The sequence below is a fragment of the Mycobacterium barrassiae genome, from assembly GCF_025822765.1.
In the GTDB taxonomy this organism is placed as follows: domain Bacteria; phylum Actinomycetota; class Actinomycetes; order Mycobacteriales; family Mycobacteriaceae; genus Mycobacterium; species Mycobacterium barrassiae.
Genome location: NZ_JACKUK010000014.1, coordinates 219671 through 244550 on the forward strand (window position 1 = coordinate 219671; position 24880 = coordinate 244550).

A 24880-nucleotide genomic window follows, 5' to 3' on the forward strand; every position below is an offset into this window, starting at 1 on the left:
CGATGGTGACCCGTACGGCGTGCTCATACTGCGGTGTCGGCTGCGGTATCGAAGTTCACAGCGTCGTGAGCTCCGATACCGGCCGACCCGTCATCGCCAAGGTCACCGGAGACAAGCTGCACCCCGCCAACTTCGGCAGGCTGTGCACCAAGGGTGCGACGCACGCCGAGATGATGGCCGCCGACGACGGACGGCTGACCTCCGCACTGAGGCGACCCGCCCGCGGCGACGAACTGGTGCCCGTACCCGTCGATGACGCGGTCGTCGAGGCGGGTCGACGGCTGCGTGCCATCGTCGACGAGCATGGACCGGACGCCGTCGCGCTGTACGTATCGGGCCAGATGTCCATCGAGGCGCAGTACCTGGCCACCAAGCTGGCCAAGGGCTTCCTGCGGACCGTGCACATCGAGTCCAACTCACGGCTGTGCATGGCAAGCGCCGGAACCGGTTTCAAGCAATCGCTCGGCGCCGACGGCCCACCGGGCTCGTACGCCGACTTCGACTGCACCGACCTGTTTTTCGTCATCGGTTCGAACATGGCCGACTGCCATCCGATCCTGTACCTGCGCATGGCGGACCGGCTGAAGGCCGGAGCGAAGCTGATCGTCGTCGACCCCCGCCGGACGGACACCGCCGAACGCGCCGACCTCTTCCTCCAGATCAAGCCCGGCACCGACCTCGCTCTGCTCAACGGACTGCTGCACCTGCTCGTCGAAAACGGTGACATCGACAAAGCTTTCATCGCCGAGCACACCAACGGCTGGGACACCATGCCCGCGTTCCTCGCCGACTACACGCCCGAGGTCGTCGCACAGATCACCGGCCTTTCCGAATCGGACATCCGCACCGGCGCCCGCATGATCGCCGAGGCCGGCGAGTGGATGAGCTGCTGGACGATGGGCCTCAACCAGAGCACCCACGGCACCTGGAACACCAACGCCATCTGCAACCTGCACCTGGCCACCGGCGCGATCTGCCGACCCGGCAGCGGCCCGATGTCACTGACCGGACAGCCCAATGCGATGGGCGGCCGCGAAATGGGTTACATGGGGCCGGGACTGCCCGGCCAGCGCTCGGTGCTCTCCGCAGACGACCGCACCTTCGTCGAACAGCAGTGGGACCTGGAACCCGGCACCATCCGCCCCGACGTCGGACCGGGCACCATCGACATGTTCGGCCAACTCGCCGACGGACGCATCAAGGCGTGTTGGGTTATCTGCACCAATCCCGTTGCCACCGTGGCGAATCGGAGCACGGTGATCGCCGGGCTGGAAGCCGCCGAGCTCGTCATCACCCAGGACACCTACCGCAACACCGCAACCAACTCGTACGCCGACATCGTGTTGCCCGCGACGCTGTGGGCCGAGGCCGATGCCGTGATGGTGAACTCCGAGCGCAACCTCACGCTGCTCCAGCAGTCGGTGCCGCCGCTCGGCGCAGCCCGCCCCGACTGGCAGTTGATCTGCCAGGTCGCCGCGCATCTGGGTTATGGCGAGCACTTCGCGTACGAGTCCAGCGAGCAGATCTTCGACGAAATCCGTCGCTTCTGGAATCCCAAGACCGGCTATGACATTCGCGGCGCGACCTATGCGCGGCTTCGTGAAACCTCGCTGCAGTGGCCCTGCCCGCCCGACGACGACAACGACCGCCACCCGATCCGCTACCTCAACGACGGCGTCAGCCAGGACTACTTCGTCGACGAGGATGGTCATGCGCCCCGGCTGGCCTTCGGGACCCCGACGCGGCGCGCCAACTTCTTCGCCCGGCCGCACTTGGACGCTCGCGAGCTGCCCGACGACGACTATCCGCTCGTGCTCAATACCGGTCGGCTGCAACACCAGTGGCACACCATGACGAAGACCGGCCTCGTCGACGCGCTCAACCGGCTGAACCGCGGACCGTTCGTGGAGGTCCACCCGGCCGATGCTGCGGCACTGGACATCTCCAACGGCCAGGACGTCGAGCTCACCACCCGGCGCGGCCGTGCGGTACTTCCCGCGGTGGTGTCCGACCGGGTCCGCCAGGGCACCTGCTTTGTGCCCTTCCACTGGAACGACGACCACGGCGAGTACCTGGCCGTCAACGCGCTCACCAACGACGCCGTCGACCCCGACTCGCTGCAACCGGAATTCAAGGCGTGCGCGGTGAGCCTGCGCCCACTGGCCATGCCGGTGCGCGAGACTGCAGTGCTGTCGCGCCCGAACCTCACCGAAGGGCCGCTGGTCCTGTGGGCGTCACAGACCGGCACCGCCGAGGAGTTCGCGGGCAAGCTCGCCGCCGGCATCGGTGTGCCGAACCTGGTGAACATGAACGATATCGACCTCGCCGACCTCGTCGCCCGCGACGTGTTGGTTGTCACCAGCACGTTCGGCGACGGCGGACCGCCCGACAACGGCGCGGAGTTCTGGAACCGTCTCAGCGCCCCCGACGCCCCGACGTTGACCGGTGTGCGGTACGCGGTTCTCGGTATCGGCGACCGCACCTACGACAACTTCTGCGGCCATGCCAGATCGATCGACTCCCGGTTGTCCGCGCTGGGCGCGGCCCGGCTGCTCGACCGTGTCGAATGCGAGGCCTACGACGACGAGCCGATGGGCCGATGGGTCGACCAGGTCGCCGCGCTGCTGGGTCGCTCGGTGTCCGCGTCGCCCGCGACTGCCGCCGAGCCGTTCACCCGCGCGAATCCGATCGTCGCGCCGCTGAGTCGAAATCTCCTCATCAGTGCGCCGTCGGCACGAAAGGAGGTGCGGCAGTTCGGGTTTGACATCTCCGAATTCGACGTCAGCTACTCCGCGGGCGACTCGCTCGGGGTGTTCCCGACGAATGACGCGGCCGCCGTCGATGCCTGGCTGACCGCCACCGGGATGCGTGGTGAGCACATCGTCGTGGTCGACGGCACCGAGCAGACCCTGCGGGAAGCCCTGACATCGCGCTACGACTTCTGCCGCGTCACCCCCGACCTGCTCCGGTTCATCGCCGAGAACAGCCGCGATGCGAAGGTACTGCGCGCCCGCAAGGACAAGCTCGACAAGTGGCTCCACGGGCGCAACGGGCTCGATCTCGTGCAGGAGTTCGTCGTTCACGCCGACCCCGATCAGTGGCTGGATGTCCTGGTGCGGCTGACACCGCGCAGTTACTCGATCTCATCCAGCCCGCTCGTCAGTCCGCACGAGATCCAGCTGACGGTGTCGGTGGTGCGCTACGGACACCAGCGTGGCGGGGTGTGCTCGACGTTCCTGGCCGATCGCGCGACGTCGGCCCCGGTGTTCCTGCAGCGCTCGCCGCACTTCCGGCCGCCCGAGGACGGCGATGCGTCGATGATCATGGTGGGTCCCGGCACGGGCATCGCGCCGTTTCGGGGCTTCCTTCAGGAACGTCGCGCTCTCGGGCACGCCGGCCGCAACTGGTTGTTCTTCGGCGACCAGCACCGCAACGAAAACTTCTATTACCGAGACGATTTGGAGGATATGGCCCGCGACGGCTTCCTCAACAGACTCGACCTCGCGTTCAGCCGCGACCAGAAGGACCGCGTCTACGTGCAGCACAAAATGCTCGATCGCGGCGCCGACGTATGGCGCTGGCTCGACGACGGCGGCCACTTCTACGTCTGCGGTGACGCAAACCGGATGGCCCGCGACGTCGATCACGCGTTGACGACGATCATCGAGACCCACGGGAAGATGTCTCGCGAACGGGCGCGCGATTTCAAACGCGAACTCGTCGCCGCGAAGCGATACGTGCGCGACGTGTACTAGAGACCGGGTTCCATCGCAGCGGCCACTTCGGCGGCCTCGTAGTGCGGTTCCGTCCGTAGGCCGTCGACGACGCCGCGGCGATCGGCCGCTGAGCGGTTCTGGCTCAGTTTGGCCTTGCCCTCGACGCGGCTGACGGTGATCTCGAGCCCGACGATGCCCGCGAGTTGACCCTCGATGTAGCGCTCGGGTGCGTCACTCGGTTGCCACGGCTCACTGCGCCCGTCCTCGTGCATCGCGGTCAGCCGGGTGACCACGTCGCGCAACCATTCCCGGTCCTCGTGCACCCGCACCGTGCCGGACAGGTGCACGGCGCTGTAGTTCCACGTGGGTACGACCCGGCCGTGTTCGGCCTTCGCCGCGTACCAAGACGGGCTGATGTAGGCCTGCGGGCCTGAACAGATCAGCAGTGCCGGGCTGTCGGGTGCGATGGCCTTCCACTGTGGGTTTGCCCGCGCCATGTGGGCCACGACGACGTTTCCGTCCCAGATCACCGGCAGCAGGGTGGCGACGGGAGTCCCATCCGGTTCGACCGAGATGAACTGCGCCGATCGCGCCTCGGCGACGAAGCGCCGAATTTCGTCCTCGTCGTCGATCCGGTTGAAAGACGGGGTGTACATGCTGTGTCCGAGGGGGGACTTGAACCCCCACGCCCGTTAATAGGGCACTAGCACCTCAAGCTAGCGCGTCTGCCATTCCGCCACTCGGACCCGTTGTGGGCAGCTAAGGCTATCGGATCAGCGAGGCCGGACCCAAACCCAGGGGAGTCGGCAATGGTACGAATGTGACTGTGACCGCATCCTCAGCAGCCGAAGCCGAGGTGGTTGATCTCGTCAGCGCCCTCATCCGCTTCGATACGTCGAACACCGGTGAGCCCGAGACCACCAAGGGCGAGGCCGAATGTGCCCGCTGGGTGGCCGAACAGCTGCAGGAGGTCGGCTACACCACCCAATACGTCGAGGCGGGCGCCCCCGGCAGGGCCAACGTGTTCGCGCGGCTCAAAGGCGCCGACCCCGAACGCGGCGCCCTGATGCTGCACGGCCACCTCGACGTGGTGCCCGCCGAGGCCGCCGACTGGAGCGTGCATCCGTTCTCCGGCGCCGTCGAGGACGGCTATGTCTGGGGCCGCGGTGCGGTCGACATGAAGGACATGGTCGGCATGATCATCGCGGTCGCCAGGCACTTCAAACGCTCGGGAATCGTGCCGCCGCGCGACCTCGTCTTCGCCTTCGTGTCCGACGAGGAAGCCGGTGGAAAGTACGGCTGCAAGTGGCTGGTCGACAACCGTCCGGACCTGTTCGAGGGCGTCACCGAGGCGATCGGGGAGGTCGGCGGGTTCTCGCTGACGATTCCGCGCCGCGAGGGCGGTGAGCGGACGCTGTATCTCATCGAGACGGCCGAGAAGGCGATGATGTGGATGCGGCTCACGGCGCGCGGCCGCGCGGGCCACGGGTCGATGATCCACGACAACAACGCGGTCACCGCGGTCGCCGACGCGGTGGCCAAGCTGGGCCGACACCAATTCCCGGTGGTCATGACCGATTCGGTCGAGCAGTTCCTGACCGCCGTCGCCGAGGAGACCGGCTACACCTTTGACGTCGACTCCCCGGATCTGGAGGGGGCGATCGCCAAGCTGGGGCCGATCGCGCGGATCGTGGGCGCCACGCTGCGCGATACCGCCAATCCGACGATGCTCAAGGCCGGCTACAAGGCCAACGTCATCCCCGCGACGGCTGAGGCCGTCGTCGATTGCCGCGTGCTGCCGGGCCGGCTCGCCGCCTTCGAGCGCGAGGTCGACGAGATCATCGGCCCCGACGTCACCCGCGAGTGGATCACCGAGCTGCCGCCGTATGAGACCGGCTTCGACGGTGATCTGCTCGAGGCGATGAACGCCGCGATCCTGTCCGCCGATCCGGAGGCCCGCACCGTCCCGTACATGCTCTCGGGCGGGACCGACGCAAAACACTTCGCGCGCCTCGGGATTCGCTGCTTCGGATTCGCACCGCTTAAGCTGCCGCCGGACCTCGACTTCGCTGCACTGTTCCATGGCGTGGACGAACGGGTACCCGTTGACGCACTGACGTTCGGCACCAGAGTTCTCGAGCATTTCCTGTTGCACTGCTGACGACGAAAGGATCGCGATGCCTTTTCCCTACAACCCCTACGATTTTCTGCCGAAGCTGCCGACGTTCGAGCTGACGTCGCAATCGGTGACCGACGGACAACCGCTGGGCAATGACCAGGTCAGCGGAATCATGGGTGCCGGCGGGTCCGACATCTCGCCGCAGCTGTCGTGGTCGGGTTTCCCCGAGGAGACGCGCAGCTTCGCGGTGACTATCTACGACCCCGACGCGCCGACTGCGTCCGGCTTCTGGCACTGGGCCGTCGCGAATCTGCCCGCGACCGTGACGGATCTACCGGCCGGCGCCGGCGATGGCAGCGTATTGCCCGGTGACGCACTCACTTTGGCCAACGACGCCGGGTTGAAGCGCTACGTCGGCGCTGCGCCGCCCCCAGGCCACGGCGCACACCGGTACTTCATCGCGGTACATGCCGTCGGTGTGGAGAAGCTCGAGCTGCCCGGCGATGCCACTCCGGCCTACCTGGGATTCAACCTGTTCCAAAACGCGATCGCGCGCGCGCTGATCCACGGCACCTATGAGCAGAACTAGTCGCGGATAGGCGCTAACGGGTTGATTGCACGCATCAGGTGCATGCGATCAACCCCTTAAGCGCACAGAAGCCAGGAGCAGAACTAGTCACGCACGGCCGAGCCGACGGCGTCTGCCAGCGAGGTGAATCCCTCGGCGCGTAGACGCCGGGCCAGGCCGTCGTGGATGCGCTTGGCCCACAACCCGCCGCCGTAGATGAATCCGGTGTAGCCCTGCAGCAGTGAGGCGCCGGAAACGATGCGCTCCCACGCGTCGTCGGCCGTTTCAATGCCCCCGACGCTGATCAGCACGAGGCGGTCACCGACGCGGCGGTACAACCGGCGCAACACCTCCAGCGAGCGTTGTGCGACCGGCGGCCCGGAGATGCCGCCCGGGCCGAGCTCGTCGACACCGGGGGTGGCCAGGCCGTCGCGCGACACGGTGGTGTTGGTCGCGACGATACCCTCCAAACCCAATTCGATTGCCAGGTCAGCGATCTCGTCGACATCCTGATCCGACAAGTCTGGTGCGATCTTGACCAGTACGGGCGTCGTCGTCTGCGCGCGGACGGCGCGAAGGATAGGCCGCAAAGACTCCACTGCTTGCAGGTCCCGCAACCCCGGTGTGTTCGGGGAGCTGACGTTGACCACCAGATACGAGGCGAGCGGCCCCACCAGCCGAGCACTTTCGGCGTAATCGTGGACGGCGGCCTCGGGCGCGACGGTCTTGGTTTTGCCGATGTTGACCCCGATCGGTACATCGGGCGTATGCCTGGCCAGCTGCAGCGCCAACTCGCCGGCGCCGTGGTTGTTGAACCCCATCCGGTTGAGCAGTGCGCGATCGTCGCGCAGCCGGAACATCCGCGGCGGCGGATTGCCCGGTTGCGCCTTCGCGGTGACGGTGCCGACCTCGGCATAGCCGAACCCGAGTGCGCCCCATGTCTGCAGCCCCAGGCCGTCCTTGTCGAAGCCCGCCGCGAGGCCGAGTGGACCCGGGAAGGTCACCCCGAAGAGCGTGCTGGACAGGATCGGATCACGCGGCGCCAGCCACCGCGCCAACGTGCGGCGCGTGACGGTGAGCGCGGTGACGGCCCGCAGCAGCGCGAAAACCCAGGTGTGAATGCGTTCGGGCGCGAAGAGGAAGAGCACCCGCTGCAGCGCGCGGTACATCATGAGCTCACAGCGCGGGCTGCTCGGGGATCGCCGCCTCGTGGAGGGCCGATTTCTTGCGGCGCAGCAACACGCGCCGCGATCCGTCGGTGTACAGGCGCACGCGGGTGAGCTCCCAGCCGCGATATTCGGCCTCGATGGACAGCCGCGTCGACGCGTTGATCCTGGTCAGATCGGGCGGTAGCCGCAGCGGAATCCACTCGTAGTCGTCGGACAGGTCCTTATCCCAGCCCTCAGGCATCCGGCCACGGTGCATCGTCGTCACGAACCCACCGCCGCATCCGGGATCACCTGGACACCCGCACCTGAGCCCGACACCACATAGAGGGTGCCGGATGACTCGTCGTAGATCAGGGAGTTCGGCTGCTGCACGGTTCGATAGCGCACCTTCTCGACGGGAATGCCGGTTGACAGATCGTAGCCAACCACCGAGTTCGACGCCGTCTGCGACACCCATGCCAGCGTCGGCGATCCGGCCAGCCCGTAGGGCGCATCTCGCACCGGATACTTCTGGCGCAGGATCAGCGGGTCGGTGCCGAAGACCAGCAGCTGGCCGCCGCGAGTGTCGGCAACGAGCACCCGGCCCATGCTATCGGCGGCCATGGTCGTCGCCCCTTCGCCTGCGCGCAACGCTTGTTCGGCCTTCTCGCCATCCTCGGAAAGTGCGGTCACCGACGTCTGGCCCCGGTCTAGCACGACGACGGTATTTCCTTGCGCCACAAGGTCATCCACTCGAGCAAAGATCTTCAGATGCGCACCGACGGCGGTTTCGGAACTCAGGGTGAATACCGTGCCGTCGGCGCTGCCCAGCGCCAGCCTGCCGTCTGCGCGACGCGTGATCGCGGTGAACTCCGTCTCCTCCTGCCCTTCAACGCGGATCGGCGTTGCGGTGCCCTCGGCGAGGTCGATCCGGAAATAGCCGCCGCGGGTCGACGCATACGCCCGGCCTTCGCCGTCTCCGGTGATCGCCGTCGCGGCCGCCGGCAACGTGACCGACCTGGTCCTGCCCGGCTCGCCGAGGGTGGTGATCTCCGACTCGCTCAGCACCGCCAATGACCTGGTTTTCGCGTCGAATACCGCGCCTTGGGCATGGGTTGTCAGCGGGCGCACGGTACCGGCAGGTTCGCCTGCCACAGGGGGCGAAACAGCCGCCTGAGCAGGTGTGATGGTCGGCGGCGGGGCATCGACGGGGTTCGACGAACATCCCGACAATCCGATCGCCAGCGCGGCCAGCGCCACCTGAATGGTGTTTACGCGGATCGGCAAGGGGTAGCTCTCAGGATGTGCGAATTGGAAATCGGTCGACCAGCAAGTCTAGGCAGACCGCTCATCGTGAAATGCAGACCGCTCGCCGTGCCCCCACCATCGGCGGCATGAGTCGAGTTATGGTCATCTCATGACCATCGCCGCAGACCGGGAATTGGGCGGGCAAGAGTTTGCTATCGAAGACATTTCCACTGGTCTTCACGCTAGCGGGTTTGGCCAAGTCGGCGACGGCCGGAGCTTCTCCTTCCACGTCGAGCGGCAGATGCTGATCGTCGAGGTGTATCGCCCCCGCCTGAACGGGCCCGTCCCGCAGGCAGAAGACGTCGTCGCGGGTACCACCCGCAAGCTCACCGGCATCGACCTCAACGACGAGCGCAGCGTTGCGGCTGCGGTGCGTGACGCAGTGGCGGCCGCCCAACCGGTTTCGCGCAGCAACCGCTGACCCGGCCCAGGTACGGTCGTCGTCGTGACGGACATGGCGGCGATGTCGTGGGTCCAGGTGATCGTTCTCGCGATTCTGCAGGGGCTGACGGAATTTCTGCCCGTGTCGTCGTCGGGACACCTGGCAATCGCGTCGCGGGTGTTCTTCGCCGACGACGCAGGAGCATCGTTCACCGCGGTCACCCAGCTCGGCACCGAGGTGGCGGTGCTGGTCTACTTCGCCCGCGACATCGCCCGCATCATCAAGGCGTGGTTCAACGGCCTCTTCGTGACCGCGCACCGCACCTCCGACTACTGGCTGGGCTGGTGGGTGATCATCGGCACGATCCCGATCGGTGTGTTCGGCCTGTTGTTCAAGGACCAAATCCGAACGGGCGCACGCAATCTGTGGTTGATTGCGATCGCGCTGATTGTATTTTCGGCGGTCATCGCCGCGGCGGAGTACTACGGCCGGCAGACGCGCCGCGTCGAACAGCTCACGTGGAAGGACAGCATCATCGTCGGTCTCGCACAGTGTCTGGCGCTGATTCCCGGTGTGTCGCGATCGGGCGCGACCATCAGCGCCGGGCTTTTTCTCGGTATGGAGCGTGAGCTCGCCGCGCGGTTCGGCTTCCTGCTCGCCATTCCGGCGGTGTTCGCATCGGGGCTGTACTCACTGCCCCACGCCTTTAATCCCAACGGCGAGGGGATGAGCGCCAGCGGTCCGCAGTTGTTCGTCGCGACGGTCATCGCGTTCGTGGTCGGATTCGCCGCCGTCGCCTGGTTCCTGCGATTCCTGGTGCGCCACAGCATGTACTGGTTCGTCGGCTACCGCGTGCTGCTCGGCACCGTCGTGCTGATCCTGCTCGGCACCGGGGTGGTGGCGGCGGTATGACAGTCATCTTGTTGCGCCACGGCCGGTCGACATCGAACACCGCCCACACCCTCGCCGGCCGCAGCGAAGGCGTCGACCTCGACGACAAGGGACAGCAACAGGCCGAGGGGCTGGTCCGGCGGATCGGAATGCTGCCGATCAAGGCGATCGTGCGCTCACCCCTGCTGCGTTGCGAACGCACCGTGCAACCGCTGGCCGCGGCATTAGGTCTGGAGCCGGTCGTCGACGAGCGCATCTCCGAGGTCGACTACGGCTCCTGGACGGGCCGCAAGATCGGCGAACTGGTCAAGGAACCGCTGTGGTCGGTGGTGCAGCAGCAGCCCAGCGCGGCGGTGTTCCCCGAAGGGGAGGGACTCGCCGCGGTCCAGTCGCGGGCTGTGGCCGCCGTGCGCGAGCACGACCGCAGGCTCGCCGAAGAGCACAACGGCGACGTGCTGTGGCTCGCATGCACCCACGGCGATGTCATCAAGGCGATCGTGGCCGACGCGCTGGGCACGCATCTCGACAGCTTTCAACGCATCACGGCGGACCCGGCATCGATGAGTGTGATCCGTTACACCGCGGTGCGCCCGTTCGTCATCCACGTCAACCACACCGGCGACCAGTTGACAGCCGGACTGCTCGCAAAACCGCCGAAGGACGCATCGGAAGACGGTGAAGTGCCGCCCGACGATGCGGTGGTCGGCGGCTCGACCGGTTAGCGGACGCGCCCCCGGGATTGCGGCTGACGCCGCCATAACCGGTATTTTGGAAAGTGCCATGGCCCGCGCAATTCACGTCTTCCGCACACCCGACCGCTTCGTGGCCGGGACCGTTGGGCAACCCGGCAACCGGACGTTCTACCTACAGGCCGTCCACGACAAACGCGTGGTGTCAGTGATCTTGGAGAAGCAGCAGGTTGCCGTGCTCGCCGAGCGGATCGCCGCGCTACTGCTCGAGATCAACCGCCGTTTCGGCACTCCGATACCGCCGGAGACCGGTGAAGTCGAGGATCTGAGCCCGCTGATCACCCCGGTCGACGCCGAGTTCCGGGTCGGGACCATGGGCCTGGGCTGGGACTCGGAGGCGCAGACCGTCGTCGTCGAACTGCTCGCGGTCTCCGATAGCGAATTCGACGCCTCCGTGGTGCTCGATGACGCGGAAGAGGGACCTGACGCGGTCCGCGTCTTCCTGACGCCCGAATCGGCGCGCGAATTCGCGACGCGATCCAACCGGGTGATCTCGGCGGGCCGACCGCCCTGCCCGCTGTGCGACGAACCGCTCGACCCCGAGGGCCACATCTGCGTGCGGACGAACGGCTACCTGCGCGGCGCCATCGCCGGTTCCGACGATGACGCCGACGGATAGCGGATCAGATTCCGCTCGTGACTCCGATGAGGTGCTGCGGCGCGGCGAACTGACTGTCATCGGACGTATCCGCTCGGCGAGCAATGCCACCTTCCTGTGCGAAGCGCATCTCGGTGAGCGGCAAGCACATTGCGTGTACAAGCCGATCGCGGGGGAGGCACCGCTGTGGGACTTTCCCGACGGCACCCTTGCGGGTCGTGAACGCGGCGCATACCTGGTGTCGGAGGCGCTGGGCTGGAACGTCGTGCCCTACACGATCATTCGTGATGGGCCGGCCGGGCGGGGCATGCTGCAGCGGTGGGTCGATCAGCCCGGCGAGAGCCTGACCGAGGTAGGCGACGAACCTGCGGAAGGACCGGATCTCGTCGATCTGCTGCCCGCCGGCGAGGTCCCACCCGGCTTCCTACCGATCCTGCAGGCGTACGACTACGCGGGCAACGAAGTGACTCTCGTGCACGCCGACGACGTCCGGTTACGCCGGATGGCGGTCTTCGACGTGTTGATCAACAACGCCGACCGCAAGGGCGGGCACATCCTGTGCGGCGTCGACGGCCGGGTATACGGCGTGGATCACGGGGTGAGCCTGCACGTCGAGGACAAGCTCAGAACCGTGCTGTGGGGCTGGGCGGGCAAGCCGGTCGACGATCAGACCATGGAAGCCGTTGCCGGCCTGCGTGATCAGCTGCGCAACGGCCTGGGGGAGGCGCTGGGCGAACACATCACCGAGCGGGAAGTCGCCGCATTGCTGGCGAGAATTATTGCACTGCTTGATGATCCGGTTATGCCGACACCGGATCGGCGACGCCCGATCCCGTGGCCGGCGTTCTAGCGCCCCAGGCGCGTTTGGCCAGCTGCTGCGGTCGGTGAATGACCGTCGTCTTGGCATCGGTCGTGATCCATCCGCGCTGCACGAAATCGCACAGCGCCTTGTTGACGCTCTCCCGAGTGGCGCCGACCAACTGAGCGATCTCGGTCTGAGTCAGATCGTGCGTCACCCGCCAGGATTCCCCCTGCTGAACTCCGAAGCGCTGTGCCAGGCTCAGCAGTTCCTTGGCGACCCGACTGGGCACATCGTCGAAGATGACGTCGAGCCGGTGATTGCGGGCCATTCGCAGCTGTGCGGCCATGAAGCGCAGCAGCTGTTGTGCGATCTGCGGATGCTCGGTCATCCACCCCTGCAGGGTTTCGCTGTCCACGACGGCCGTACAGACGTCCGTGACCGCGGTCGCCGTCGCGGTGCGCGGACCCGAGTCGAGCACCGAGACCGCGCCGAAGATGTCACTGGGTCCGCGGATCGCCAGCAGCTGCTCCCGGCCGTCGGCGGAGTGACAGCAGATCTTGACCTTGCCTTCCAGCACGATGTGTAGCCCGTCGGCGGGCTCACCCTGGCGGTAGACGGTGTCGCCACGCGACATCTGCACCTGCCGCAGCTGTTGGGCAAGGGCGAAGGTGACACTGGCGTCGAGCCCGGCGAGGAACCCCACCCGGGCCAGCACCGCGGCGGCGCGCTGGGGCGGCGCGAACTTGATCGGCTGTTTCACCCTGCGGTCTACCTTCCGCGCAATCGACGACGCACAGGATTCCACGGCCGGGCCGAACTAAACCTTCATGATCTACTGAGCCGGTGAGCCTGACCGATGCGGCGCTGGCCGCCGAGGTGGCCCGAGAAGCCGGCGAGATGTTGGTGGCCATGCGGGAGGAGATCGGCTTCTACGATCCGTACGACCTCGGGGACGCGGGAGACCGCCGTGCCAACACCCTGATCCTCAACCGGCTGCGTGCCGAGCGCCCGAACGACGCCGTGTTGTCGGAGGAGGCGGTCGACGACATCGCCCGCGTGCAGGCCGACCGGGTCTGGATCGTCGACCCCGTCGACGGCACCCACGAGTACTCGATGCCCGGCCGGGCGGACTGGGCCGTGCACATCGCGCTGTGGCAGCGCTTTGGTGCTCCGGGAGCGACGGCCTTTCACACCCGTGGACCGAACGGCGGCATCACCGACGCGGCCGTCGCGCTGCCCGCCAGGGGTGAGGTGTACCGCTCCGACACCGTGACCCCGCCGCCGCGCCGCAAGGAGGGGCCGATCCTCATCACGGCGAGCGCCAACCGGCCGCCGCCGGTGCTGTGGTGGTTACGCGAGCGGCTCGACATCCAGCTCGTGCGGATCGGCTCGGCGGGTGCCAAGGCGATGGCCGTGGTCCGCGGCGACGTCGACGCCTACGTCCACGCCGGCGGGCAGTGGGAGTGGGATTCGGCTGCGCCCGCCGGTGTGGTGGCCGCGGCGGGCTTGCATGCGTCGCGGCTGGACGGCTCGCCGCTGATTTACAACCGGCCCGATCCGTATCTGCCCGACCTTCTGATGTGCCGGGCGGAGCTCGCGGACGTGCTGCTCGAGGGCATCCTGTCGGCGTACCGGAACCGCTGACCCGAGATTGACGGGAATGAAACAGCCCCTCGCGGTGTCGCATCCCCTGATGCTTAAAGTCGACGCTATGAAATCGTGGCCGGCGCCCCCCGTTCCGGCACTTGACGGCCGCGGCCCGCAACTGCGGCTCTACGACAGTGCCGACCGGCAGGTCCGTCCGGTGACAGCCGGCGAAACGGCCACCATGTACGTCTGCGGCATCACCCCGTACGACGCCACCCACCTCGGCCACGCCGCCACCTACCTGACCTTCGATCTGGTCCACCGCGTGTGGCTGGATTCGGGACATCAGGTGCACTACGTGCAGAACATCACCGACGTCGACGATCCGCTTTTCGAACGCGCCGACCGCGACGGCATCGACTGGCGCCAGCTGGCCGACCGGGAGACAGACCTGTTCCGCGAGGATATGGCCGCCCTGCGGGTGCTGCCGCCCCATGACTACGTGGCGGCCACCGAGGCGATCGCCGAGGTCATCGAGGTCGTCGAGAAGCTGCTGGCCGCGGGCTCGGCCTACATCGCCGATGATGCCGAGTACCCGGACGTGTACTTCCGCGCCGACGCCACGCCCCAGTTCGGCTACGAATCGGGATACGACCGCGACACCATGATGCGGCTGTTCGCCGAGCGTGGCGGCGACCCCGACCGCCCGGGTAAGGGCGACGCGCTGGACGCCCTGCTGTGGCGGGCGCAGCGCCCTGGAGAGCCGAGCTGGCCGTCGCCATTCGGGGCCGGCCGGCCCGGCTGGCACGTCGAATGCGCCGCGATCGCCTTGAGCCGCATCGGCACCGGTCTGGACATCCAGGGCGGCGGCTCGGACCTGATCTTCCCCCACCACGAGTTCTCGGCCGCCCACGCCGAATCGGTGACGGGGGAGCGCCGATTCGCGCGCCACTACGTGCACGCAGGCATGATCGGCTGGGACGGCCACAAAATGAGCAAGAGTCGCGGCAACCTCGTGCTGGTTTCCACCCTGCGCACCGAGGGCGTCGATCCGGCGGCCATCCGGCTGGGTCTGTTCGCGGGCCACTACCGCGCCGACCGGTCATGGAGCGCCGCGGTTCTCGACGAGGCCAACGAGCGGTTGCAGCGGTGGCGCAGCGCGGTGGCCTTGCCGGCCGGACCTGATGCGGGCGACGTGGTGGCCCGCGTCCGCCGCTATCTGGCGGACGATCTGGACACCCCGAAAGCGCTTGCCGCACTTGATGGCTGGACGACGGATGCGCTGACCTACGGCGGCCACGACGCGCAGGCGCCGCAGACGGTGGCGACCGCGGTCGACGCACTGCTCGGCATCAAGCTGTAGACCCACCCGGCGTCGCAATCGGGTGGAGTACGTTTCGCCCATGGGATCTGTAAACGGAAAAGTCGTCCTGATCACCGGCGCGGGGAACGGCATCGGGGCTGAGGTGGCCCGCCGTCTGCACGACAAGGGCGCCAAGCTGGTGCTCACGGATCTGGACGAGGCCGCGCTGAAAAACCTGGCCACCAGGCTCGGTGAGGACCGCGTGTGCACCGTCGTGGCGGACGTCCGCGACCTGGCGGCCATGCAAACCGCCACCGATGCCGGTGTCGACCGGTTCGGCGGCATCGACGTCGTGATGGCCAATGCCGGCATCGCGACCCACGGATCGCTGTTGGCCGTCGACCCCGAGGCCTTCAAGACCCTGATCGACGTGAACGTGCTTGGCGTGTTCCACACAGTGCGGGCCGCGCTGCCCTCGATCATCGAGCGGCGCGGATACGTGTTGGTCGTGTCCTCGGCGGCCGCCTACGCGCCCGCGGCGGGCATGGTGCCCTATGACACGTCCAAGGCCGCCGTGGAGCAGTTCGCCAACGCCCTTCGCCTCGAGCTCGCATACCGGGGCGTCGACGTCGGGTCCGCGCACATGCTGTGGATCGACACGCCGATGGTCCGCGATGCCAAGGACGAGTCGGCGACCTTCCAGGAGATGCTGCGCAAGCTGCCGGGTCCCCTCGGCAAGACCACCTCCGTCGAGAAGTGCGGTGAGGTGTTCGTCAAGGGCATCGAAGAGCGTAAGCGCCAGATCAACTGCCCGGGCTTCGTCGGAGTCCTGCGTTGGCTGAAACCACTGCTGTCGTCCCGGATCGGTGAGTCGCTGACGCTGAAGGACGTTCCGGAGATGCTCCCGAAGATGGATGCGGAGGTAGCCGCGCACGGCCGGTCGATGAGCGCCCGCACCGAAGCGCTCGAGAAGCACTGAGCGACGAAACCCACTGTGTCCCAAGGAGTGATGGCCTGACCCTCGTGGGTCAGGCCACCGCTGGTTCAACGGGGGCTACCGCCCACAGTGCTGGTCCATCGGGCTACCGCCCGAAGCCTGGCCCGCGTCGACGCAGATACCGCTCGAACTCGGCGGCCAGCGCGTCGCCGTCGATCTTGCCGATCGCCTCATGCATGTCCACCTCGGCGTCGCCACGTTCCTCCAGTGACTGCACGTATTCGGCGATGTCGTCATCCTCGGTGGTCATCTCGGTGACGGCCATCTCCCACTCTTCGGCCTGCGTCGGCAGGTCGGCGAGCGGCACCTCGATGTCGAGTACGTCTTCGACCCGGCGCAGCAGCGCCACGGTGGCCTTGGGGTTCGGCGGCTGCGAGACGTAATGGGGCACCGCCGCCCAGAACGTCACCGCCGGGATACCGGCTTGCACACACGCATCCTGGAACACCCCGGCGATGCCCGTCGGTCCTTCGTACCGCGTCTCCTCCAACCCGAAGACCCTCGCGGATTCGGGGGAGTACGCCGCGCCGGACACCGGCACCGGACGGGTGTGCGGCGTGTCGGCCAGCAGCGCACCCAGGATGACGACCGTCTGCACGTTGAGCTTGTCGGCGATCGCGAGCAACTCCGCGCAGAAGGTGCGCCAGCGCATGTTGGGCTCCACGCCGTGCATCAGCACGATGTCGCGGTTCGATCCCGGCGGCCTGCAGTGCGAAATCCGCATCGACGGCCACACCAACTCCCGGGTCACGCCGTCGACCTGCCGAATCACCGGCCGGTTCACCTGATAGTCGTAGTACGCCTCGTCGTCGATCTCGATGATCGGCTCGGCTTCCCAGATCGCGTCCAGGTGCTCCAGCGCGTCACTGGCCGCGTCACCTGCGTCATTCCAGCCCTCGAAGGCCGCGACGACGATCGTCTCGCTCAGTTTGGGCAGGTCGGGCGGTTTGGGGTAGCCGCTCGCATCCGACGGGGTCACAAGGCCAGCGTAAGCCCTGTATGGCGGCTAGGAGCGGCATCGCCACACGGGTTGATTCGCCAAAACGACTACCCTGGCTTTGTGACTGTTGTGAACGATCGCACCGACGACGCCGATTTGGTCGGCGCCGCCTCGACGCGGGTCCCGGTGGGCGGTTACAACCAGCTCCTCAGCGCCACGTATGCCGGCGTGGTCGAAACGAAATACGTTCGGCTGCAATCTGGTTAGGCCTGGTGACGACGACTGATCCGACGGGACTCTGCTCTGCAGCGGGGTCGCTGCCGGTCGCGGCGATGACATGGGCGTCCACACGTCGATCCGAAGACGACGTAGACTTTTCTGGTCGAGAGGCGTTGCAACGGTTCCCGGTGACAACCGGTGACCGCCACGCTCGGCAGAGACAAGGACGCCTTCCGTTAAGGAAGGAACGTACGTGAGCTCCCCGGAGAACGCTCTGCAACCCAACATCCGACCCGACTGCACCGACGAACTGACGTCTGCGCTGCGTCAGCGGATCCTGGTGATCGACGGCGCGATGGGCACGGCGATCCAGCGCGATCGGCCGGACGAGGCGGGCTATCGGGGGGAGCGGTTCAAGGACTGGCCCAGCGATGTCGTGGGCAACAACGACCTGCTCACCCTCACCCAGCCGCAGATCATCGAGGGAATCCACCGCGAGTACCTCGAGGCGGGTGCCGACATCCTCGAGACCAACACGTTCAACGCCAACGCGGTCTCGCTCTCCGACTACGGCATGGAAGAGCTGGCCTACGAGCTGAACTACGAAGGCGCCGCGCTGGCCCGTAAGGCGTGCGACGAGTTCAGCACCCAGGACAAACCCCGCTACGTCGCCGGGGCGCTTGGGCCGACGACGCGGACTGCGTCGATCTCGCCGGACGTCAACGATCCCGGCGCCCGCAACGTCTCCTACGACCAGTTGGTCGCCGCCTACTACGACGCCGCGAGGGGACTGCTCGACGGCGGCGCAGACCTGCTGATCGTCGAGACGATCTTCGACACGCTCAACGCCAAGGCCGCGATCTTCGCCATCGAGACGCTGTTCGAGGAGCGTGGACGCCGCTGGCCCGTCATCATCTCCGGCACCATCACCGACGCGTCTGGGCGGACGCTGTCCGGCCAGGTCACCGAGGCGTTCTGGAACTCGATCCGGCACGCCAAGCCGCTCGCGGTCGGACTCAACTGCGCGCTGGGCGCCCCTGAGATGAGGCCCTACATCGCCGAGATGTCGCGGATCGCGGACACCTTCGTGTCCTGCTATCCGAACGCAGGCCTGCCCAATGCCTTCGGCGAGTACGACGAGTTCCCGACCCGCCAGGCCGGCTACGTCGCCGAGTTCGCCGACGCGGGCTTCGTCAACCTCGTCGGTGGGTGCTGCGGTACTACGCCCGCGCACATCGCCGAGATCGCCAAGGCCGTCGAGGGCAAGGCGCCGCGGCAGGTGCCGGAGGTCCCGGTGGCGACGCGGCTTTCTGGCCTGGAGCCGCTCAACATCGACGACAACTCGCTGTTCGTGAACATCGGTGAGCGCACCAACATCACCGGATCGGCCCGCTTCCGCAATCTGATCAAGGCCGAGGACTACGACACCGCGCTGTCGGTCGCCCTGCAACAGGTCGAGGTCGGTGCCCAGATCATCGACATCAACATGGACGAGGGCATGATCGACGGCGTCGCCGCGATGGATCGGTTCACCAAGCTGATCGCGTCCGAGCCGGACATCAGCCGCGTCCCGGTGATGATCGACTCCTCGAAGTGGGAGGTCATCGAGGCCGGCCTGAAGAACGTGCAGGGCAAGCCGATCGTCAACTCGATCTCGATGAAGGAGGGCGAGGAGAAGTTCATCCGGGAGGCCCGGCAGTGCCGCAAGTACGGCGCCGCCGTCGTCGTGATGGCCTTCGACGAACAGGGCCAGGCCGACAACCTGGAGCGTCGCAAGCAGATCTGCGGCCGCGCCTACCGGATCCTGACCGAGGAGGTCGGCTTCCCGCCCGAGGACATCATCTTCGACCCGAACTGCTTCGCGCTGGCGACGGGTATCGAGGAGCACGCGACGTACGGCATCGACTTCATCGAGGCGTGCCGCTGGATCAAGGAGAACCTGCCCGGAGTGCACATCTCCGGCGGCATCTCCAACGTGTCGTTCTCGTTCCGTGGCAATAACCCGGTCCGCGAGGCGATCCACGCGGTGTTCCTGTTCCACGCCATCAAGGCCGGCCTGGACATGGGCATCGTCAACGCTGGCGCGCTGGTGCCCTATGACTCGATCGACCCCGAGCTGCGGGACCGGATCGAGGACGTCGTGCTGAACCGCCGCGAGGATGCCGCCGAACGACTGCTGGAGATCGCGGAACGCTTCAACAAATCCGAGAAGACCGACGAAGCGGAAGCGGCGGAGTGGCGATCCTTGCCGGTCCGCGAGCGGATCACGCACGCGTTGGTCAAGGGCATCGACGCGCATGTCGACGAGGACACCGAGGAACTGCGGGCCGAGATCGCCGCGGCGGGCGGGCGCCCGATCGAGGTGATCGAGGGCCCGCTGATGGACGGCATGAACGTCGTCGGGGACCTCTTCGGCTCGGGCAAGATGTTTCTGCCTCAGGTCGTGAAGTCCGCCCGCGTGATGAAGAAGGCCGTCGCGTACCTGCTGCCGTTCATCGAGGCCGAGAAGGAAGAGAACGGTACGGCCGGGTCCAAGGACACCAACGGCACGATCGTCATGGCCACCGTCAAGGGCGACGTCCACGACATCGGCAAGAACATCGTCGGAGTCGTGTTGCAGTGCAACAACTTCGAGGTGATCGACCTCGGTGTGATGGTGCCCGCGCAAAAGATCCTGGACGCCGCCAAGGAGCATGGCGCCGACATCATCGGGCTGTCCGGGCTGATCACGCCGTCGCTCGACGAGATGGCGAACTTCGCGGTCGAGATGGAGCGCGCGGGGTTGGAGATTCCGCTGCTGATCGGCGGCGCGACGACCTCGCGTGCGCACACGGCGGTCAAGATTTCCCCGCGCCGCTCGGGCCCGGTGGTGTGGGTCAAGGACGCGTCGCGTTCGGTGCCCGTCGCGGCCGCGTTGCTCGATGACAAGCAGCGCCCCGCGCTGCTCGAGGCCACCGAGAAGGATTACGCATCGCTGCGCGAACGGCACGCCCAGAAGAACGAGCGGCCGATGGTGACCTTGGAGAAGGCGCGCGCCAACCGGACGCCGATCGACTGGGACGGCTACACGCCGCCGGTACCCGCCCAAGGTCTGGGCGTTCGCGACTTCTCCGACTACGACCTCGCCGAGCTGCGAGAGTTCATCGACTGGCAGCCGTTCTTCAACGCCTGGGAGATGAAGGGCCGCTTCCCGGACATCCTCAACAATCCGGCGTCGGGCGAGGCGGCCCGCAAGCTGTACGACGACGCCCAGGAGATGCTCGACACCCTGATCAAGGAGAAGTGGCTGACGGCCAACGGGGTGATCGGGTTCTTCGCGGCCAACGCGGTCGGCGACGACATCGAGGTCTACACCGACGAGACCCGCACCGAGGTGCTGACGACGCTGCACAACCTGCGCCAGCAGGGTGAGCACCGCGACGGCATCCCGAACCGTTCGCTAGGTGACTTCGTCGCCCCCAAAGACACGGGCCTGCAGGACTACGTCGGTGCGTTCGCGGTGACCGCGGGGCTCGGCAGCGGTGAGAAGATCGCGGAGTTCAAGGCCGCCAACGACGACTACAGCGCGATCCTGCTGGAATCGCTGGCCGACCGGCTGGCGGAGGCGTTCGCCGAACGGATGCATCAGCGCGTCCGCAAGGAGTTCTGGGGATACCAGCCCGACGAGCAGCTGGACAACGACGCGCTGATCGGCGAGAAGTACGTCGGAATCCGCCCTGCCCCTGGCTATCCGGCGTGCCCGGAGCACACCGAGAAGGTGACGCTCTTCAAGCTGTTGGATGCTTCTGCTCGCACCGGTATCGAGCTGACCGAGTCGATGGCGATGTGGCCCGGCGCCGCCGTGAGCGGTTGGTACTTCTCGCATCCGCAGTCGCAGTACTTCGTCGTGGGCCGACTGGCCCAGGACCAGGTCGCCGACTACGCGCGCCGCAAGGGCTGGACGCTGCAGGAGGCCGAGCGCTGGCTCGCGCCCAACCTGGGCTACAACCCGGAAGACTAGGAGTCAACGGCCACAAGGCTTTTCGTGTGGCGCCGCGATCGTGGACTGTGGTCCCGGCCACACGGATTTCGTGCTCGCAGTCGATGAGTGAGACAATTCGGTTATGCGTGCGGTGCTGTTCGACATGGACGGCACCCTCGTCGACTCCGAAAAGCTCTGGGACATCTCGATGCACGAGCTCTACGCGCGCCTCGGCGGTGTCCTGACCCCTGAGGTGCGTGAGTCGACGGTCGGCGGTTCAGCGGAGAGTGTCATGACGACCGTCTACAACGATCTCGGTCTGGACCCCGACCCCGCGGCCATGGCTGAGTCCGCGGACTGGTTGCACGACAGAACTGGTGAACTGTTCGAAGCCGGTCTGCCTTGGCTGCCGGGCGCACGTGAGCTGCTCGACGCGCTTCTCGCCGACGGCGTCCCGATGGCGTTGGTGACCAACACCCGCCGCGTTCTCACCGAGCAGGCGCTGAAAAGTATTGGTCGGCATTACTTCTCCGCATCGGTGTGCGGTGACGAGGTGCGCCGCGCCAAACCCGAACCCGACATCTACGCCCGTGCCGCGGAGCTGTTGGGCTTCGCTCCGGCGCAATGTCTGGCGATCGAGGATTCGGTGACCGGCACGGCTGCGGCGGAGGCCGCGGGATGCCCGGTGCTGGTGGTGCCCAACGACGTTGCTGTGCCGTCCGGTCCGCGGCGCCGGCAAATCCCGTCGCTGGCCCACGTGTCGGTCTCTGACCTACGGATTGCACATACCGAACTGAGTTCACAGTTGGGGGAACGCACCGCCTGACAACGGCATAAGTGATTGAATGTGAAGCCGGTCACGCACAGCTGCGGAAGGCGGTCATATGACTCACGGGCCCGTCGGGGATTCATCGGCAGGACTGGATTACGAGGAATCCGAGCACAGCGGTCGCGTGGTCCGCATCGCCGCGGTCGCCGCTCTCGGCGGCCTGCTGTTCGGCTACGACAGTGCGGTCATCAACGGCGCGGTGTCGGCCGTGGAACACCACTTCGGCATGAGCAAGCTCGCGTTGGGTATCGCGGTCGCAGCAGCGCTCATCGGAGCGGCGGCAGGCGCCGTGGTCGCGGGCCGGCTGGCGGACAAGATTGGACGCCTGGCGGTCATGAAACTCGCCGCGGTGCTGTTCCTCATCAGCGCCTTCGGCACCGGTCTGGCGACCGGGGTCTGGATGTTCGGCCTGTTCCGGGTGATCGGCGGGCTGGGTGTCGGCGTGGCATCCGTCATCGCGCCCGCATACATCGCCGAGACCTCGCCGCCGCGGATCCGGGGCCGGCTCGGGTCGCTACAGCAGCTCGCGATCGTGACCGGCATCTTCGTGTCGCTGGCTGTCGATGCGCTGTTGGCGCGCCTCGCGGGTGGGGCGCGCGAAGAGCTGTGGCTGGGTTTGGAGGCATGGCGCTGGATGTTCATCGTGATGGCGGTGCCTGCGGTCCTGTACGGCAGCCTCGCCTTCACGATTCCCGAGTCGCCGCGTTATCTCGTTGCCACCTTCCGCATTCCGGAGGCCCGCAGGGTGCTGACGAAGTTGCTGGGGGAGAAGAACCTGGAGCTGACGATCACGCGCATCCAGGAGTCGCTGAAATCCGAGAAGCCGCCGTCATGGTCGGATCTGCGTAAGCCGACCGGAGGCATCTACGGAATCGTCTGGGTGGGCGTATTCCTGTCCGTTTTCCAGCAATTCGTCGGCATCAACGTGATCTTCTACTACTCGAACGTGCTGTGGGAGTCCGTCGGCTGGGAGGAAAGCCAGGCGTTCACCATCACCGTCGTCACGTCGGTGACCAACATCGTCACGACCCTCATCGCGATCGCGTTGATCGACAAGATCGGCCGCAAGCCGCTGTTGCTGGTCGGATCGGCGGGCATGGCCATCACGCTCGGAACCATGGCGGTGATCTTCGGCACCGCTCCGGTGGTCGACGGCCAACCGGATCCGTCGGCGACGGCGGGGGTGATCGCATTGATTGCGGCCAACCTGTTCGTCGTCTCGTTCGGCATGTCCTGGGGCCCGGTGGTGTGGGTGCTGCTCGGCGAGATGTTCCCCAACCGCATCCGCGGCGCCGCGCTCGGACTGGCCGCCGCAGCCCAGTGGATCGCCAACTGCGCGATCACGGCGTCGTTCCCCGCGCTCGGCGACTTCTCGCTCGGTATCGCGTACGGCTTCTATGCGATCTGCGCGGTGCTGTCGTTCCTCTTCGTGTGGCGCTGGGTGGCTGAAACCAAGGGCAAACACCTCGAGGACATGGGCACCGATGTCGTGCACCACCAGGCGGGTCCGGCCGGACACTGACCGCAGCGGGTAAACCGGCGTGACCGCACCACGCGCGACGTGAAACAATCGCCTGCCGTGAAGACCTTCGACGCCCTGTTCGCTGAATTGAGCGAGCGTGCCCGCACCCGGCCGCCCGGCAGCGGCACCGTGGCCGCGCTGGACGGCGGTGTACACGGGCTCGGCAAGAAGGTTCTGGAAGAGGCCGGCGAGGTATGGCTGGCGGCCGAACACGAGGGCGACGAACAGCTGGCCGAAGAGATCAGCCAGTTGCTGTACTGGACGCAGGTGCTGATGATCTCCCGCGGCCTCACCCTCGATGACGTGTACTCGAAACTGTGAGCGCCACGCTGCGCGTCGCCGTGCCCAACAAGGGGACGCTTTCCGAATCGGCCGCCGAGATCCTGTCGGAGGCCGGCTACCGGCGCCGCACCGACCCCAAGGATCTGACGGTCATCGATCCGGCGAACAACGTCGAATTCTTCTTCCTGCGGCCGAAGGACATTGCGATCTACGTCGGTTCCGGACAGCTGGATTTCGGTATCACGGGCCGCGATCTGGCGTGGGAATCCGACGCTCCGGTGCGGGAGCGACTCGCCCTTGGCTTCGGGTCGTCGACGTTCCGTTACGCGGGACCTGCCGATGCGCAGTGGAGTGTCGAGGATCTTGCGGGTAAGCGAATCGCGACGGCGTTTCCCAACCTGGTGCGAAAAGACCTCGCCGCAAGGGGGATTGAGGCGACGGTCATTCGACTCGACGGTGCGGTGGAGATCTCTGTGCAGCTCGGCGTTGCCGATGCGATCGCAGACGTGGTCGGCTCGGGTCGCACTCTGCGGCTGCACAACCTCGCGGCCTTCGGGGAACCCCTGTGTGATTCGGAGGCGGTGCTCATCGAGCGCACCGACGTCGACGACGAGCCGGCCGAAATCACGCTTGCCCGCGACCAACTGGCAGCGCGTGTCCAGGGCGTCGTGTTCGGACAGCAATATCTGATGCTCGACTACGACTGTCCGCGCACCGTGCTCGAAGAAGCCAGCGCGGTCACCCCGGGTCTGGAGTCGCCCACCATCGCGCCGCTCGCCGATCCGGCGTGGGTGGCGGTGCGGGCGCTGGTGCCTCGACGCGACGTCAACGACATCATGGACAAACTCGCGGCGATCGGCGCCAAGGCGATACTGGCGTCGGACATCCGGTTCTGCCGCTTCTGATTCGGCAGGTCATGCCCAGCTAACCGTGTTAGCGTCCGGGGATCGTCTTCTCCC

General features: G+C 66.7%; 23 protein-coding genes and 1 tRNA gene. 17 read left to right on the forward strand and 7 right to left on the reverse strand.

Going from position 1 to position 24880, the window contains the following annotated elements; all coding sequences use genetic code 11:
- Nucleotides 1–2: 2 nt before the first annotated feature.
- Nucleotides 3–3755 (forward strand): bifunctional nitrate reductase/sulfite reductase flavoprotein subunit alpha, encoded by a 3753-nt coding sequence (locus H7J93_RS05340; RefSeq protein WP_267305250.1) that lies wholly within the window; start codon nucleotides 3–5, stop codon nucleotides 3753–3755.
- On the opposite strand, the gene H7J93_RS05345 is transcribed toward H7J93_RS05340, so the two are convergent.
- A complete protein-coding gene (locus H7J93_RS05345) occupies nucleotides 3752–4372 on the reverse strand; it encodes an FMN-binding negative transcriptional regulator (RefSeq protein ID WP_267305251.1) in 621 nt (206 codons plus the stop codon). The two genes, H7J93_RS05340 and H7J93_RS05345, sit on opposite strands and share 4 nt — an antisense overlap.
- A 4-nt stretch (nucleotides 4373–4376) precedes the next feature.
- A tRNA-Leu gene (locus H7J93_RS05350) sits at nucleotides 4377–4462 on the reverse strand.
- A 74-nt stretch (nucleotides 4463–4536) separates the two neighbouring features.
- On the opposite strand from H7J93_RS05350, the gene H7J93_RS05355 reads away from it, so the two are divergent.
- Nucleotides 4537–5877 (forward strand): M20/M25/M40 family metallo-hydrolase, encoded by a 1341-nt coding sequence (locus H7J93_RS05355; RefSeq protein WP_267305252.1) that lies wholly within the window; start codon nucleotides 4537–4539, stop codon nucleotides 5875–5877.
- A 16-nt stretch (nucleotides 5878–5893) separates the two neighbouring features.
- The gene (locus H7J93_RS05360) at nucleotides 5894–6424 is read left to right on the forward strand and encodes a YbhB/YbcL family Raf kinase inhibitor-like protein (RefSeq protein WP_267305253.1); all 531 of its coding nucleotides are present in this window, start codon (nucleotides 5894–5896) and stop codon (nucleotides 6422–6424) included.
- Nucleotides 6425–6507: 83 nt separating this feature from the next.
- On the opposite strand, the gene H7J93_RS05365 is transcribed toward H7J93_RS05360, so the two are convergent.
- The 3 genes from H7J93_RS05365 to H7J93_RS05375 are packed head-to-tail and all read right to left on the reverse strand — an operon-like array spanning nucleotide 6508 to nucleotide 8838.
- The gene (locus tag H7J93_RS05365; protein WP_267305319.1) at nucleotides 6508–7572 is read right to left on the reverse strand and encodes a quinone-dependent dihydroorotate dehydrogenase; all 1065 of its coding nucleotides are present in this window, start codon (nucleotides 7570–7572) and stop codon (nucleotides 6508–6510) included.
- Nucleotides 7573–7579: 7 nt separating this feature from the next.
- Entirely contained in the window at nucleotides 7580–7837 is a 258-nt protein-coding gene (locus tag H7J93_RS05370) for a DUF5703 family protein (protein ID WP_372507787.1), read from the reverse strand.
- Entirely contained in the window at nucleotides 7834–8838 is a 1005-nt protein-coding gene (locus tag H7J93_RS05375) for a YncE family protein (RefSeq protein WP_267305254.1), read from the reverse strand. Before H7J93_RS05375 ends, H7J93_RS05370 begins: the two co-directional genes overlap by 4 nt.
- Nucleotides 8839–8968: 130 nt before the next feature.
- Between H7J93_RS05375 and H7J93_RS05380 the strand changes: the two genes are divergently transcribed.
- From H7J93_RS05380 to H7J93_RS05400, 5 genes are read left to right on the forward strand one after another with little or no spacing between them, the layout of a single operon-like run.
- Nucleotides 8969–9280, forward strand: a complete 312-nt coding sequence (locus H7J93_RS05380) for a hypothetical protein (protein ID WP_267305255.1) — start codon at nucleotides 8969–8971, stop codon at nucleotides 9278–9280.
- A 42-nt stretch (nucleotides 9281–9322) separates the two neighbouring features.
- Nucleotides 9323–10153, forward strand: a complete 831-nt coding sequence (locus H7J93_RS05385; RefSeq protein ID WP_267305320.1) for an undecaprenyl-diphosphate phosphatase — start codon at nucleotides 9323–9325, stop codon at nucleotides 10151–10153.
- Nucleotides 10150–10854: a histidine phosphatase family protein gene (locus H7J93_RS05390; RefSeq protein ID WP_267305256.1), complete on the forward strand. Its 705-nt coding sequence runs from the start codon at nucleotides 10150–10152 to the stop codon at nucleotides 10852–10854. Before H7J93_RS05385 ends, H7J93_RS05390 begins: the two co-directional genes overlap by 4 nt.
- Nucleotides 10855–10912: 58 nt before the next feature.
- The gene (locus H7J93_RS05395) at nucleotides 10913–11500 is read left to right on the forward strand and encodes a DUF3090 domain-containing protein (RefSeq protein WP_083151113.1); all 588 of its coding nucleotides are present in this window, start codon (nucleotides 10913–10915) and stop codon (nucleotides 11498–11500) included.
- A complete protein-coding gene (locus tag H7J93_RS05400) occupies nucleotides 11484–12329 on the forward strand; it encodes an SCO1664 family protein (RefSeq protein ID WP_267305257.1) in 846 nt (281 codons plus the stop codon). Before H7J93_RS05395 ends, H7J93_RS05400 begins: the two co-directional genes overlap by 17 nt.
- Here the strand turns inward: H7J93_RS05400 and H7J93_RS05405 are convergent.
- Nucleotides 12280–12996, reverse strand: coding sequence for a Crp/Fnr family transcriptional regulator (locus H7J93_RS05405; protein ID WP_264073223.1), 717 nt, complete (start codon nucleotides 12994–12996; stop codon nucleotides 12280–12282). The genes H7J93_RS05400 and H7J93_RS05405 overlap by 50 nt on opposite strands.
- Nucleotides 12997–13124: 128 nt before the next feature.
- On the opposite strand from H7J93_RS05405, the gene H7J93_RS05410 reads away from it, so the two are divergent.
- The 3 genes from H7J93_RS05410 to H7J93_RS05420 all read left to right on the forward strand — a co-directional run bounded on the left by H7J93_RS05410 (nucleotide 13125) and on the right by H7J93_RS05420 (nucleotide 16150).
- Entirely contained in the window at nucleotides 13125–13925 is an 801-nt protein-coding gene (locus H7J93_RS05410; protein ID WP_308204907.1) for a 3'(2'),5'-bisphosphate nucleotidase CysQ, read from the forward strand.
- Nucleotides 13926–13992: 67 nt separating this feature from the next.
- Complete coding sequence (gene mshC / locus H7J93_RS05415; RefSeq protein WP_267305258.1) at nucleotides 13993–15231, forward strand: cysteine--1-D-myo-inosityl 2-amino-2-deoxy-alpha-D-glucopyranoside ligase; 1239 nt, start codon at nucleotides 13993–13995, stop codon at nucleotides 15229–15231.
- Between the two features lie 40 nt (nucleotides 15232–15271).
- Entirely contained in the window at nucleotides 15272–16150 is an 879-nt protein-coding gene (locus H7J93_RS05420) for an SDR family oxidoreductase (protein WP_267305259.1), read from the forward strand.
- A gap of 103 nt (nucleotides 16151–16253) precedes the next feature.
- On the opposite strand, the gene H7J93_RS05425 is transcribed toward H7J93_RS05420, so the two are convergent.
- Nucleotides 16254–17147, reverse strand: a complete 894-nt coding sequence (locus H7J93_RS05425; RefSeq protein ID WP_267305260.1) for a PAC2 family protein — start codon at nucleotides 17145–17147, stop codon at nucleotides 16254–16256.
- A gap of 81 nt (nucleotides 17148–17228) precedes the next feature.
- On the opposite strand from H7J93_RS05425, the gene H7J93_RS05430 reads away from it, so the two are divergent.
- From H7J93_RS05430 to hisG, 6 genes are all read left to right on the forward strand, one after another.
- Nucleotides 17229–17375, forward strand: a complete 147-nt coding sequence (locus H7J93_RS05430; RefSeq protein ID WP_264073200.1) for a hypothetical protein — start codon at nucleotides 17229–17231, stop codon at nucleotides 17373–17375.
- Between the two features lie 205 nt (nucleotides 17376–17580).
- Nucleotides 17581–21327 carry a methionine synthase gene (gene metH, locus H7J93_RS05435; RefSeq protein ID WP_267305261.1) on the forward strand — a complete coding sequence of 1249 codons (3747 nt, stop codon included), beginning with the start codon at nucleotides 17581–17583 and terminating at the stop codon, nucleotides 21325–21327.
- A 103-nt stretch (nucleotides 21328–21430) separates the two neighbouring features.
- Nucleotides 21431–22114: an HAD family hydrolase gene (locus H7J93_RS05440; RefSeq protein ID WP_267305262.1), complete on the forward strand. Its 684-nt coding sequence runs from the start codon at nucleotides 21431–21433 to the stop codon at nucleotides 22112–22114.
- A 58-nt stretch (nucleotides 22115–22172) separates the two neighbouring features.
- Nucleotides 22173–23639 (forward strand): sugar porter family MFS transporter, encoded by a 1467-nt coding sequence (locus H7J93_RS05445; RefSeq protein ID WP_267305263.1) that lies wholly within the window; start codon nucleotides 22173–22175, stop codon nucleotides 23637–23639.
- A gap of 39 nt (nucleotides 23640–23678) precedes the next feature.
- A complete protein-coding gene (locus tag H7J93_RS05450; protein ID WP_264073108.1) occupies nucleotides 23679–23960 on the forward strand; it encodes a phosphoribosyl-ATP diphosphatase in 282 nt (93 codons plus the stop codon).
- Between the two features lie 8 nt (nucleotides 23961–23968).
- Nucleotides 23969–24826: an ATP phosphoribosyltransferase gene (gene hisG, locus H7J93_RS05455; RefSeq protein ID WP_267305322.1), complete on the forward strand. Its 858-nt coding sequence runs from the start codon at nucleotides 23969–23971 to the stop codon at nucleotides 24824–24826.
- The last annotated feature ends 54 nt before the right edge of the window (nucleotides 24827–24880 follow it).

What these genes read in the sequence shown, in the direction of transcription:
- H7J93_RS05340 (WP_267305250.1), top strand. Translation starts at nt 3, where the DNA reads ATGGTGACCCGTACGGCGTGCTCATACTGCGGTGTCGGCTGCGGTATC.
- H7J93_RS05345 (WP_267305251.1), bottom strand. Translation starts at nt 4,372, where the DNA reads ATGTACACCCCGTCTTTCAACCGGATCGACGACGAGGACGAAATTCGG.
- H7J93_RS05360 (WP_267305253.1), top strand. Translation starts at nt 5,894, where the DNA reads ATGCCTTTTCCCTACAACCCCTACGATTTTCTGCCGAAGCTGCCGACG.
- H7J93_RS05365 (WP_267305319.1), bottom strand. Translation starts at nt 7,572, where the DNA reads ATGTACCGCGCGCTGCAGCGGGTGCTCTTCCTCTTCGCGCCCGAACGC.
- H7J93_RS05380 (WP_267305255.1), top strand. Translation starts at nt 8,969, where the DNA reads ATGACCATCGCCGCAGACCGGGAATTGGGCGGGCAAGAGTTTGCTATC.
- H7J93_RS05385 (WP_267305320.1), top strand. Translation starts at nt 9,323, where the DNA reads ATGTCGTGGGTCCAGGTGATCGTTCTCGCGATTCTGCAGGGGCTGACG.
- H7J93_RS05390 (WP_267305256.1), top strand. Translation starts at nt 10,150, where the DNA reads ATGACAGTCATCTTGTTGCGCCACGGCCGGTCGACATCGAACACCGCC.
- H7J93_RS05395 (WP_083151113.1), top strand. Translation starts at nt 10,913, where the DNA reads ATGGCCCGCGCAATTCACGTCTTCCGCACACCCGACCGCTTCGTGGCC.
- H7J93_RS05400 (WP_267305257.1), top strand. Translation starts at nt 11,484, where the DNA reads ATGACGCCGACGGATAGCGGATCAGATTCCGCTCGTGACTCCGATGAG.
- mshC (WP_267305258.1), top strand. Translation starts at nt 13,993, where the DNA reads ATGAAATCGTGGCCGGCGCCCCCCGTTCCGGCACTTGACGGCCGCGGC.
- H7J93_RS05420 (WP_267305259.1), top strand. Translation starts at nt 15,272, where the DNA reads ATGGGATCTGTAAACGGAAAAGTCGTCCTGATCACCGGCGCGGGGAAC.
- H7J93_RS05440 (WP_267305262.1), top strand. Translation starts at nt 21,431, where the DNA reads ATGCGTGCGGTGCTGTTCGACATGGACGGCACCCTCGTCGACTCCGAA.
- H7J93_RS05445 (WP_267305263.1), top strand. Translation starts at nt 22,173, where the DNA reads ATGACTCACGGGCCCGTCGGGGATTCATCGGCAGGACTGGATTACGAG.